Genomic DNA, 12,801 nt, shown 5'->3' with positions numbered 1-12,801 from the left:
AAAATACTATATGAAATATATAATAGCTTGTCTTTTTATCTTACTGCTCAGCACCGGGAGCTTAAAGGCCCAACAGTTTATCAATAAGGGTACTATAGAATTTGAGGTGATTACCAATGTTAAAAAAACCATGGGGAATGATCCGTTTTGGGAGCAGTTAAAAGATCAGATACCCACTTTTAAAACGGCATATTATACTTTTACATTTGCAGATAATAAGAGCATTTATAAGTTTGATCATTATGACGAAAAGAAAGCAAAAGTGCCGGAATTTTTACGCAGAGGGGAAGAACAAAAAGATTGGTATAATGACTTTAATACCGGCCAGAATATTGTTCAGAAAACCCAATGGGGAAGTCTTTTTAATTTAAAAGACAGCATACAACCCATCCAATGGAAGCTTAGCAATGAAAGCCGTATTATTGCCGGATTCAATTGCCGTAAAGCAGTTGGCAAAATTCTGGATAGTGTGTATGTATTTGCTTTTTATACTGATGAAATCACTATCAGCGGAGGCCCCTGCAGCGTCAATGGGTTACCCGGAATGATTCTGGGGGTTACCATTCCCCGCATGTACGTTTCTATGCTGGCTACCAAACTTTCAGTAAACAATGTTGACGTTAACAGTATAAAGCCTACCAACGCTAAAAAATATTATTCCTCCAAAGAGTTGAAATCGATTTTGACCACAAAAATTAAAGATTTTACAGCTAATTCTGAGGACAATGAGGATAATAAAAATTGGATCAATCAGTTGATGTGGGGCATTTTATTATAGCAAGCAGCATAAGTAATTTTTATAAAGCAGGCATATAAAAGCAAAAGGAGAAATTAATTTCTCCTTTTGCTTTTAACCTACTTGTCAGACATTTCGTTAAAAAGTTAGCTTTCTCCTACAACCTGATATTCACTCCCAGCATACAGTTAAAAGGTGCCATTGGAAAATAATAATTTTCTGTTGTAAGGCCACCGCTGTAGTAGCTGAACGTATAGCCATTGGCTTCATATTTTTTGTTGAACACGTTGTTCAATTGTAAAATGAAAGTGGTTGTTTTTAAAAAATCAATGGATGATAATGTATAAGTCAGTCGCACATCCTGAACGTAGTACGGATTCAGGCTCCGGCTTTGTTGAGACGTATTGTCCATGTACTGACGGCTTACATATTTGCTCAGCAAACTGATTTCACCGTGTTTTACCGGGATAAAATTAATGCTGCCACCGGAGACAACTGCGGGCGAAAAAGAAATGTTGGTTTGATTATACTTGTTGGTTACAGTGCCCCCATTGTCATAGTCATCTATCAGTTCAGTAAAGTGGCTGATTTTGTTTTTGCTTAGTGTTAAGTTGGCTGCTAAGTTTAAGAAACTGCTGATTACCGCGGTTCCCTGTAACTCAATCCCTGCCCGGTAACTGCTGGCAATATTTGTCCTGGTGTATGATCCAACGTCATTGATATTTCCTATCAGCACCAGCTGATTGTGGTATTGCATGTAATACAGATTTGCGCCAACTGAAAAAAGCTTGTTCTTCTTTTCAACTCCCAGCTCAACATCATTTAACTCTTCCTGTTTTGGCTGTTGCGTTTTACCGGCTTCAAAGTCGTCGCGGTTAGGCTCTTTACCAGCCCGGGCATAAGACGCATATACCTGCCAGTTATTATTGTTATAAGTGATACCCGCCTTCGGATTGAAAAAGGTATAGTTGTTCTTAACCTTCAGTGTTGGATTATCCCTGAAACCATTGATGGTATAATTTACATTTCGTACCTGCATATCAGCAAACAACTGCCAGTGTTCGTTCAACTGTTGCGCAAATTTTGCATAAAGGGAAAGGTCTTTTTTGTGGGCGGGCAAATCACCATACCACTTATAATTTTGCGGTACAGCAGCTTGCACAACCGCATGCGTAATATTGCCAAAATGCTTGCCGTCGTATTGGTTCCAGCCTCCGCCAAAAGTAAACTGTGTTTTTTCTTTTTTATACTGCAAAGAAAAAATGCTTCCGTAAAAATTATTGTCTAACCATTCCTGTCTCACCATATCGGTGCTGCTGGTTGTATCGCCATTAGCAGTATAATCGGGTAACCCGTAATTGGATAAGGATTGGTCTGCACGGTACTCCTCATAATAGCCTTTCCCTTTTGTAAGAAAAACCGCTGCATTGGCTTTCCAGTATTGATTAAACTGGTGATTGTAAAATAACTGGTAGTGTGTTTGCGTATAGTTATCCGTTTCATTCGGATAGGGTTTTCCGGGTTGTTCCTGGCCCGAAATATTATATGTTCGGTCTGTCTTTAACAATGCTTCCGGAACACCGTTCCATGCCTGGTAAGTTTTTTCTTTACCAGAAAAAATATTGAGCCGCAGCGAATTTTTTGCATCCACCCATGCTGTACTGAAATAAAATGATTTAAGGTTACTTGCAGCACGGTCAATATAGCCGTTGCTGCTGATGCGGCTGAGGCGACCATCAATGGTAAAATGTTTGCCTAAAATACCACTTCCAAATTTAAGGGTGTTTTTCCAGGTATTGTAACTGCCGTAACTGTTGTTTAATTCGGTGTAAAATTTTTCATTTACATCATTGGTAGATAAATTGATATTACCGCCAAAAGAACCTGCTCCGTTACTGCTGGTACCCACGCCCCGTTGTATCTGAATGCTGTTGGCCGATGAAGCAATGTCCGGCAGGTCTACAAAATAAGTACCCTGACTTTCCGCGTCATTATAGGGTATGCCATTTAGTGTTACGTTAATGCGGCTTGCATCCGTGCCGCGGATGCGGAGACCGGTGTACCCAACTCCATTACCGGCGTCAGAATTGATTACAACTGAAGGCGTTTGATTTAGCAGGAAAGGGAGGTCCTGCCCCACGTTATTTTTTTCGATGTCTTTTTTTGCCAGGTTTGTTTTGGCAAATGGCGCTTTTTCGCCAGCCCGGATAGCGGCTACTTCAACCGGCTGCATAAACGAGGTGTCGTTGAATTTTTTTGTTTCCTGTGCAATTGTTGTTATTCCCATTGCACACAGCATACCACTTAACAGTAGTTTTTTCATTTTCAATAAAATTTAATGCTGAACATCCGGATGAGTATCCGATGTGAATGATTGCTCCCTTCGCAGGCATTATCCTGGGCAGGTTAACGGGTATAATCTCAGCCTCCAATTTGAAGCACCCCGGAAATTCAGACGATGAATAAGAACAGTTTTGAAACACGAAGGTAAAGCAGTTTTGAATTATTTTTATTTTTTTTTGTAACAAACTGTTTGGAGCAAGCGTATCAATAAAAAAATAAAATATGAAACAACTATTTATTGTACTGGTTACACTAATCAGTTTAAACAGTTTTGCACAGGACAGGGTAGAGGTAAATGATGCCAACGCTCAAAAGCGTATATTAACGTCCGGTTTTACAGCCATTACAGTATCGGATGGCATCAGTTTGTATCTTACACAAGGCAAAGAGGAGTCAATCGCCGTAAGTGCTTCAGAAGAAAAATATATGGAACGTTTTAAAACCGTTGTAGAAAACGGTACTTTAAAAATTTATTATGATAACAGCGGTATGAACTGGATCAGCAGCGGAAAAAGGAAACTGAAAGCCTATGTTTCTTTTAAAGCGCTTGATAAACTTCATGCCTCATCCGGAGCTGATGTTATTTTAAAAAGTACCGTAACAGTTAATAAATTACAATGTACCCTAACCAGTGGATCCAGGTTTACGGGGCAGGTAGATATTGGGGAAATGGAAATATCGCAAAACAGCGGTTCAGAGATCGAAATATCCGGTAAAACAGACAGGCTACAGGTAGAAGTAAGCAGCGGTGCTATTTTTAAAGGATACGATATGGCAGTTGATTTTTGCGAGGCAAAAGCAAGTAGTGGTGGTGGCGTAAGAATCACAGTGAATAAGGAATTGAATGCGAGAGCAAACAGTGGTGGCGGAATTAGGTATAAAGGCAATGCTGTTATTAAGGATTTGAATGTTGACAGTGGTGGAGTTGTAAAAAAAGCATCTATTTAAACTTATAAAAACCTAACACATGAAAAAGATAATCTTATTTCTGACAGTTATAGCTTTCGTCGTCTTCGCCCAGGCACAGAATAAAGCGTTTGTAAACGATGCCAATGCAGAGCAAAGAACATTAAACGGAAGTTTTAATTCCATCAAAGTGTCGGGAGGCATCGATTTATACCTTTCCCAGTTTGACACAGAATCCATTGCTGTCAGTGCCTCGGAAGATAAATACAGGGAGCACATTAAGACAGTAGTAGAAAATAATACACTGAAAATATATTATGACGGAGATCGTTTGTGGAACAGCGGTAATAAGAAACTGAAGGCGTATGTTTCTTTTAAAAATTTGGAAAAATTACAGGCATCCGGCGCCAGCGATGTACAGGTAGCAGGCACTATTAATGTACCTGCCCTGCAACTGGATATGAGCGGGGCAAGCGATTTTAAAGGCGCTGTAAAAACTGAAAGCCTAAAACTGGAATTAAGCGGCGCATCCGATGCAACCATCAGTGGCGTTACCAACTCGTTAGCTATTCATTCCAGCGGCGCCAGCGATTTCAAAGGATATGATTTGGTGACAGATATTTGTAGTGCCAAAGCGTCCGGAGCATCGGATATCCATATCACAGTGAACAAGGAATTGTCGGCCGATGCCAGCGGCGCCAGCGATATTTCTTACAAGGGCAATGCTGTAATTAAAGGTCAGCATAGCAGCGGCGCCAGCAGTATTGGTAAAAAGGGGTGATGCAGTAATTCATTCTCTTTTGATCCAAATGTCGCAGAGAGGAAGCTGGTTAACGGGAGTGTCCGGCGATAACAAAGAAAGCGTTTTTAATTGCAAGATCATTTTACACAGACCTTAAGAATAGATTTACTTAACAAGGTTAGCGTAGGAAACAGGCTATATCAATCAAGATGCAGCCTGTTTTTTATTTAGTTCCTTCCGATTAGCAATTAACGATGCAGATGCGTTCATTTCTGTAAAGAAGAATTAGCAAACATAGTGGCTGAAAAGTAATGACAATTCAGCTTTTTTACTAAGGAAGCGCTGCGAATATCATTTGACGAATGGCCAGATAGTTTGTTGTTGATTCGATGACAGGTTGGGTCCTGGCAAATAAAAAAGAGGCTGTATCATATTTATACGATACAGCCTCTTTTTTTATGTAGTAAATGTTGCTATTAATATTTAACGAAAGGCAAATTGGTTGTTACTTTATCCGCTGTTTCGATTCGGACAATATAACGGCCTGCGGATAATTTTTTTACATCCAGGTTAACGATGCTTTGGTTCGCCAGGGTGTAATTTGATTTGTAAACAATTTGTCCGGCTTCGGAAATAATTGAAACCGAGGCCTTACCTGTCTGACCAGCCTTTGTCTGGATATTCAGGTAATTAACTGCAGGGTTTGGAAATATGCTCATTGATGCACTAGCATCTTTTCCATTATTAACTACAGCGACAGTGCTGAAAGTAGTAGCACCTGATTTTTCTGTAATTTTTAAACGGTAAAAATTCAATTTTTGGAAAGGGGCAGCATCTGAGTATGCGTAGTTGGAACTGGTTGAAACATTAAGCGCTTTTACAGAACCGCCTGCTATGTTTTTAAAGCTGGCGCCATCGCTGCTATGTTGAACCTCGTAGCTTACGATATCAGTTTCTCCTGCAGTTGCCCATTTCAACAAATTTCCGCCTGATGATTTCTCAGCAGTAAATGATACCAATCTCACTGGTAATGGCCCTGGTTCTGTAATCGTTAAAGTATAATCGCCCGCTAATGGTGGCTTATACGTAGTCACAACTATAGTGTAGTTGCCGGCAACAGTGAAATTGTACGTCAGGGCAAAATTTAAAGTGCCGGGACCAGAATCGTCGTCACCCAGCAGAACATTGCTTAAAGGACTTAATGGATTAAATCCTCCAGGGCCATATAAAAAACCAACCATGTCAAAATTGACAGTTGAAGTAAGGCTGGTAATGGTATAAAGCCCCGGTGTGGTGATTACTAAAGGAACAACATCATAGTATACTCCTGTTCCCTGGGATGACAGTGTTGTTGGAGGGTTACCGGGATCTGGCCGGTTAAATGTTGGATCTGTGGTGGAGATGGTTCCGCTGTAAGGGAACTGGGCCTGGGCTAATAAAGAGCATACGGCAAACGAACAAAGAAGTAAAGCTTTTTTCATGTTAAATGTATTAAAGTTAGAGATAATAAACCAACCTCATTCATACAGGTATGTAATACATTAGTAACCGGTACAAATCAAGTAAAACGGCTTTAACAGGCAGGGACTAAGGAAAGCAATATTGAAACGCAGGATGAATACGATGATTAATTATTCAAGTGAGTTAAAATAAGCTAAGTCTTTGTGGAGGAATTGTGATTTTGCAGGTGTGACAGGCCATAAAATTAGCTTAAAAATTGGCATTACCAAATTATTTTTTTTCAGGGGTACACCAGGAGAAAAAGTATTTGCCTGATTTATTTATATTTTGCAGAGTAGATTATGTTTGCTTGTGGAATACAAACTAATCAATTTATCAGTTCATTTTTAAAAACAGGGAAAGAGCCATTTACTTTTTAGCCTCATTAATAATTAACCTGCCATTTCTTTTACATTATATAACATGACAGTAAAATTCAAAGCATATAACCTTTTGTTTAATCACGCTTTTACAATTTCAAAAGGAACCAAAACTCATCAGCCAACGCTTATTGTAGAGCTGGAATACTTTGGTATAAAGGGATATGGCGAAGCACCCGCTATCAGCTATTATAATATCCCGGTAGAAAAGATGATTGAAGATTTGGAGCGAAAAAAGATTTTTGTTGAGAAGTTCGCCTTTTCAGATCCCGAAAGGTACTGGCATTACCTGCATCATTTATTTCCCGCCAATTCATTTTTAGTTTGTGCGCTGGATATGGCTGGCTGGGATTTATTTGGCAAACTGAAGGGAAAGCAGCTGCATGAATTATGGGGATTGGATACAGCAAAGGCTCCGCTGACAGACTATACCATTGGCATTGATACCATCGATAAAATGGTGGAAAAAATGAAAGAAAAACCATGGCCAGTTTATAAAATAAAAGTAGGGGTCCCTGATGATATTGCCATGGTGACGGAATTACGTAAGCATACTGATGCGATATTCAGGGTGGATGCCAACGCCGGCTGGAGCCTGGAGGAAGCGCTTGAAAAAATCCTGTTGTTAAAAGACCTCGGGGTGGATATGATAGAACAACCTTTGGCCAAGGATAACTGGGATGGGATGAAAATATTATTTGAAAAATCACCCTTGCCACTTTTTGCTGATGAAAGCTGTGTTGCGGAAGCGGATGTGGAAAAGTGTTATAAACACTTTCATGGCATCAATATTAAATTAACAAAATGCAGTGGGATAACGCCTGCCAGGAGAATGATTGCAAGAGCCAGGGAACTGAACCTGCAAATAATGATCGGCTGTATGAATGAAAGTTCAGTCGGCACTGCCGCAATTGCACAACTGGCGCCATTGGCAGATCATATTGATATGGATGGTCCGCTGTTATTGGCGGAAGATACTGCCAGCGGTATCAGTTATGATTTTGGCCGGGTTGTGTACAGCGATTTGCCCGGCCTGGGAATTAAAATTGACCCATTGTAGAAATTTTATTTGGTAAAATAATTTATCAGTCTTTACTTTGCGTCATCAATGAAAAAAATCAATCACATACACCATCATCATACTTTACCACAGGGTAAGCAATGCTGATTTGTATGTAATTAAAACATATTTTCAAAAAGGGCTTACTCGAAAAGTAGGCCCTTTTTCATTTGTTTTTGATTATAAAAAAGGTAGCTGGTTGAATACTTGCTGCACAGTGGTTTGTGGTATAAATGAGTGACACAACGATGTTAAATAGAATTACTAAAGTCTGGACATTAAAAAAAATACAATGCTAAAAATTGCGGTTCAAAAATCAGGAAGACTGTACGAAGATTCCATCAAATTATTGAAGGAATGTGGTATAGAGTTAAACAACGGAAATAAACAGCTGAAAGCAGTAGCTTTTAATTTTCCTATAGAAGTGTTTTTTTTAAGGGATGATGATATCCCGCAGTATGTGTATGATGGAGTTGCTGATATTGGCATTGTAGGAGAAAATGTTTTGCTGGAAACTGCAAAGGATATTGACCTGGTTTACCGGCTTGGTTTTGGTAAATGCCGTTTAAGCGTTGCTGTACCAAAAGCTATGCAATACAATGGTGCCGGTGACTTGAACGGATTAAAAATCGCCACCACTTATTCAACCATCTTACAAAAATATTTAACCAGCAATAATATTAATGCCGAGATCCATGAAATCAGCGGATCGGTGGAAATAGCGCCTGGTATTGGTTTAGCGGATGCAATTTGTGATTTGGTTAGCAGTGGCAGTACGCTTTTTACCAACGGGTTAAAAGAAGTGGAGGTAATATTGAAATCGGAAGCGGTACTGACAGCCAACAAAAAATTATCTGTGGAAAACAAAGCCATTCTCGATAAATTGTTGTTGCGCATTAACGCAGTTAAAACAGCGAAAAATAACAAGTACATTTTATTAAATGCCCCCAATGATCAGCTGAAAAATATCGCGGCTTTACTGCCCGGTATGAAAAGCCCTACGATTGTGCCACTGGCAGAAGATGGATGGAGCAGCGTACAAAGTGTAGTGAATGAAAATGATTTTTGGGAAGTGATTGAGAAATTAAAATCTTTTGGTGCGGAGGGAATTATTGTATTGCCAATAGAAAAGATGATTGTGTAAAAAAAATGTTATGGAAAATGTTTTTATAAATCCGGGTAAAGGTGAATGGAAAGGCTTACTTCGGCGGCCGGCCTTTGATAGTGTTTCACTGGAAAGCATTGTTGCTCCTATTTTGCAGGATGTGAAAGAACATGGTGATGAAGCCATTAAAAGATTAGCTGAGAAATTTGATGGCGTTATTTTGAACGACCTGAAAGTAACCGCATCAGAAATGGATGAAGCAGATCTATTGGTGAGCGACGATTTAAAAACTGCGATTGAGCTGGCAAAAAATAACATTGCTGTTTTTCACCAGGCTCAGCAGGAAAATGGTAAACATATCGAAACTACGGACGGCGTGGTGTGCTGGAGAAAATCCATCGCTATACAAAAAGTAGGATTGTATATCCCCGGGGGAACAGCTCCTTTATTTTCCACCTTGCTGATGTTGGGTATACCGGCCGTACTGGCGGGTTGCAGCGATATAGTCGTTTGTACGCCGGCGGATAAAAGTGGTAAAGTAAATCCTGTTATTTTGTATGTTGCCCGGTTGATAGGCATAAAAAATATCTACAAAACAGGCGGTGCCCAGGCCATTGCTGCAATGGCTTATGGCACGGAAACCATTCCGCAGGTCTATAAAATTTTTGGCCCAGGTAACCAATATGTAACCTGCGCCAAGCAACTGGTTAACAAAGAAGATACGGCAATTGATATGCCTGCGGGTCCCAGCGAAGTGGCGGTGTATGCAGATGAAACAGCTAATCCAATTTTTGTGGCTGCAGATCTGTTGAGCCAGGCGGAGCATGGTGCCGATAGCCAGGTAGTGCTGGTAGCAACATCAGGCAATATAATAGAAAAAGTAAAAGCTGAAATTTATAGCCAGCTGTCCGCATTGCCTAGAAAGGAAATTGCAGCAAAGGCATTGAAAAATACGCGTTTTATAATCATGGAAGAAGTGAATGCAGCCTTTGATTTATTGAATGAATATGCTGCAGAACATTTGATCCTCGCTTCTGACAATGCTGTGTTACTTTCAGAAAAGGTCATCAATGCCGGCAGTGTTTTCCTGGGACACTATTCGCCTGAAAGTGTTGGTGATTATGCATCCGGCACCAATCATACCTTGCCGACCAACGGCTATGCAAAAGCCTATAGCGGCGTATCGCTGGATAGTTTTGTGAAGAAAGTTACCTTTCAGCAATTGAATAAACAGGGAATAAAAAATATAGGAAACGCAGTAGAGTTAATGGCTGAAGCAGAAGGGTTGGACGCACACAAAAATGCAGTAAGTGTCCGGTTGAAACATGTTGGTGATAAAGAAAATTAAAATTTAAAATATGATTTCTTTTAGATTATTAACGGAATCAAATAAGCCAGACATTATCCCATTTCTCCGGTTATTGAATGAAAAAATTGCGGAGGATATTTTACAGAGTAGGCTTACTGAAATGTTTCTGCAGGGATATCAATGCGTTGGAATTTATAAAGATGAAAAATTGGTAGGTCTGTCAGGGTTATGGATCATAACAAAATATTATGTGGGAAGACACATTGAGCCGGACAACGTGATCATTCATCCGGATCACCGCGGGGAAGGAATCGGAGAAGCCTTGATGCAATGGATTTATGATTATGCGATTGCCCAAAATTGCATTGCTTCAGAATTAAATTGTTATGTAACAAATAACGGCGGGCAAAAATTTTGGATCAACCAGGGATATAAAGTAATTGGATTTCATTATCAAAAAACGCTTAGCCCATCTTCTTAACTTCTATTTTAATAAACTATGTTTGATTTAGATACACTCATTCGAAAAAATATAAAAGCATTAAAACCTTATTCATCGGCCCGGCATGAATTTACAGGCAAGGCCTCTGTTTTTTTAGATGCAAATGAAAACCCTTTTGGCTCTCCATTGCCGGAAAAATTTAACCGTTATCCTGATCCTTACCAATGGCAACTGAAGTTTCAGCTCGCCCGTATCAAGGGTGTTCCGGCAGAAAATATTTTTGTAGGCAATGGTAGTGATGAAGTGATTGACCTGGCATACCGCATCTTTTGCACGCCTTGTGTAGACAATGTGATTGTTTGTCCACCTACCTACGGAATGTACGAAGTGAGTGGCGATATCAATGATGTGGAAATTAAAAAAGTAAATCTTATTGATGGCTTTCAGTTAGACGTGGAAGGCGTTTTATCTTCAGTTGATGCCAATACCAAACTGATTTTTATCTGCTCCCCCAATAACCCGACCGGCAATAATATGCGGCGGGAAGATGTTGAAGTGATATTGAATAATTTTTCAGGCATTGTAATTATTGATGAGGCATATATTAATTTTTCAAAACAAAAAACATTCATCCAGGAATTAACGGAATATCCCAACCTGGTTGTGATGCAGACCTTATCAAAGGCCTGGGGCCTGGCGGCATTGAGGCTGGGTTTGTGTTATGCCTCCATGGACATCATCGACCTTTTTAATAAAGTAAAGCCACCTTATAATATCAATGATGCTTCCCAGCAACTTGGCGTAGAAGCACTGCAAAATACCGAACTCGTAAACGAATGGATAACCACCGTGGTAAAGCAAAAGGAATGGCTTATAAAAGAAATGGGTAATTTTACTTTTGTAGAAACAATTTATCCGAGTGATGCTAACTTTTTTTTAATGAAAGTAAAAGACGCTGCTGCATTATACACTTACTTATCCGACAATGAAGTAGTGGTGAGAAACAGAAGTAAAGATCCGGGTTGTAGTAATTGTTTACGGGTAACCATTGGGACGCCTGAAGAAAATCAACAACTTATCGAATTATTAAAAAATTATAACCAGTAAACGAATATGCCCACAACCGAAGCCAAAAAAGTTTTATTTATAGACCGTGACGGAACGCTTATAAAAGAAGCACCGCCTACTTACCAGTTGGATTCTTTTTCTAAGTTGGAATTTTACCCGGATATGTTTTATTATATGCGCAAAATTGCGGCAGAACTGGATTATGAGCTGGTGATGGTTACCAACCAGGATGGCCTCGGTACGGCGTCTTTTCCGGAGGATACTTTTTGGCCTGTACAAAATTTTGTGATGACAAATCTTGCGAATGAAGCCATTCTTTTTTCGGAGGTATTCATCGACAAGACTTATCCTTCCGAAAACGCACCTACGCGAAAACCCGGTACAGGCATGCTGACAAAATACCTCAATAATCCTGCATACGACCTTACCAATTCATTTGTTATCGGGGATAGAATTACAGATATGCAGCTGGCTAAAAACCTGCAGTGCAAAGGCATTTGGTTAAACATTGATGCCAGCCTGGGTGCCGCTGAAATTAATGATACCATTGATGATTTGAAAAAGGAAACGATCGTTTTGGAAACACCGGACTGGGCGCTGATATATGATTATTTAAAATTGCCGCCACGCAAAGTATTGCATCAGCGCAATACCAATGAAACAAAAATTTCAATTGAAATAAACCTTGACGGAACGGGGAAAGCGGCTAACAATACAGGTCTTGCTTTTTTTGATCACATGCTGGATCAGTTGGCAAGACATGGCAATATGGATTTGTCTGTTACATGCAATGGCGATATACACATTGATGAACACCATAGCATTGAAGACACGGGTATTGCGTTAGGAGAAGCCATGGCTATGGCTTTGGGAAATAAGCGGGGTATTGAAAGATACGGGTTTTTATTACCAATGGATGATTGCCTGGCGCAGGTAGCCATTGATTTTGGCGGTCGCAACTGGATAGTTTGGGAGGCTGAATTTAAAAGAGAGAAGATAGGCGAGATGCCAACGGAAATGTTTTTTCATTTCTTCAAATCATTCAGCGATGCGGCAAAATGCAATTTGAATATAAAGGCAGAAGGGGAAAATGAACACCATAAAATTGAAGCCATATTTAAAGGTTTTGCAAAAGCAATCAAAATGGCGGTAAAAAGAGACATTAATAATAATGCGCTTCCAACAACAAAAGGATTGTTGTAAAATCATT

Annotated in this window: 11 protein-coding genes and 1 riboswitch; of the genes, 9 read left to right on the top strand and 2 right to left on the bottom strand. The window is 39.7% G+C overall.

Annotation, left to right across the window (positions count from 1 at the left end):
- Window positions 1–10 precede the first annotated feature (10 nt).
- Window positions 11–778 carry a GLPGLI family protein gene (locus JWR61_RS09510; RefSeq protein ID WP_301927592.1) on the top strand — a complete coding sequence of 256 codons (768 nt, stop codon included), beginning with the start codon at window positions 11–13 and terminating at the stop codon, window positions 776–778.
- Between the two features lie 115 nt (window positions 779–893).
- Here the strand turns inward: JWR61_RS09510 and JWR61_RS09505 are convergent, their stop codons facing one another.
- Window positions 894–3,059 (bottom strand): TonB-dependent receptor, encoded by a 2,166-nt coding sequence (locus tag JWR61_RS09505; protein WP_301927591.1) that lies wholly within the window; start codon window positions 3,057–3,059, stop codon window positions 894–896.
- A gap of 38 nt (window positions 3,060–3,097) precedes the next feature.
- A riboswitch (TPP riboswitch) is annotated at window positions 3,098–3,192 on the bottom strand.
- Between the two features lie 109 nt (window positions 3,193–3,301).
- Between JWR61_RS09505 and JWR61_RS09500 the strand changes: the two genes are divergently transcribed.
- Together JWR61_RS09500 and JWR61_RS09495 are read left to right on the top strand one after the other, a co-directional pair.
- Window positions 3,302–4,027 carry a head GIN domain-containing protein gene (locus JWR61_RS09500; protein WP_301927590.1) on the top strand — a complete coding sequence of 242 codons (726 nt, stop codon included), beginning with the start codon at window positions 3,302–3,304 and terminating at the stop codon, window positions 4,025–4,027.
- Window positions 4,028–4,046: 19 nt separating this feature from the next.
- Entirely contained in the window at window positions 4,047–4,766 is a 720-nt protein-coding gene (locus JWR61_RS09495; RefSeq protein WP_290337569.1) for a head GIN domain-containing protein, read from the top strand.
- A gap of 437 nt (window positions 4,767–5,203) precedes the next feature.
- Here the strand turns inward: JWR61_RS09495 and JWR61_RS09490 are convergent, their stop codons facing one another.
- Window positions 5,204–6,208, bottom strand: a complete 1,005-nt coding sequence (locus JWR61_RS09490) for a T9SS type A sorting domain-containing protein (RefSeq protein WP_301927589.1) — start codon at window positions 6,206–6,208, stop codon at window positions 5,204–5,206.
- A 442-nt stretch (window positions 6,209–6,650) separates the two neighbouring features.
- Here JWR61_RS09490 and JWR61_RS09485 point away from each other — a divergent pair, with 442 nt between their 5' ends.
- The 6 genes from JWR61_RS09485 (at window position 6,651) to hisB (ending at window position 12,794) form a co-directional block, all read left to right on the top strand.
- Window positions 6,651–7,667, top strand: coding sequence for a mandelate racemase/muconate lactonizing enzyme family protein (locus JWR61_RS09485; RefSeq protein ID WP_301927588.1), 1,017 nt, complete (start codon window positions 6,651–6,653; stop codon window positions 7,665–7,667).
- 292 nt (window positions 7,668–7,959) lie between these two features.
- Entirely contained in the window at window positions 7,960–8,811 is an 852-nt protein-coding gene (gene hisG / locus JWR61_RS09480) for an ATP phosphoribosyltransferase (protein WP_301927587.1), read from the top strand.
- 10 nt (window positions 8,812–8,821) lie between these two features.
- Entirely contained in the window at window positions 8,822–10,120 is a 1,299-nt protein-coding gene (hisD, locus tag JWR61_RS09475; protein ID WP_301927586.1) for a histidinol dehydrogenase, read from the top strand.
- Window positions 10,121–10,130: 10 nt separating this feature from the next.
- A complete protein-coding gene (locus tag JWR61_RS09470) occupies window positions 10,131–10,562 on the top strand; it encodes a GNAT family N-acetyltransferase (RefSeq protein WP_301927585.1) in 432 nt (143 codons plus the stop codon).
- A gap of 18 nt (window positions 10,563–10,580) precedes the next feature.
- A complete protein-coding gene (gene hisC / locus JWR61_RS09465; RefSeq protein ID WP_301927584.1) occupies window positions 10,581–11,630 on the top strand; it encodes a histidinol-phosphate transaminase in 1,050 nt (349 codons plus the stop codon).
- Window positions 11,631–11,636: 6 nt separating this feature from the next.
- Window positions 11,637–12,794, top strand: coding sequence for a bifunctional histidinol-phosphatase/imidazoleglycerol-phosphate dehydratase HisB (hisB, locus tag JWR61_RS09460; protein ID WP_301927583.1), 1,158 nt, complete (start codon window positions 11,637–11,639; stop codon window positions 12,792–12,794).
- The last annotated feature ends 7 nt before the right edge of the window (window positions 12,795–12,801 follow it).

The sequence above is a fragment of the Ferruginibacter sp. genome (genome assembly GCF_028288465.1).
In the GTDB taxonomy this organism is placed as follows: domain Bacteria; phylum Bacteroidota; class Bacteroidia; order Chitinophagales; family Chitinophagaceae; genus Ferruginibacter.
Note: the sequence above shows the minus strand (reverse complement) of the source record. Positions and strands in the feature narration are given on the sequence as shown.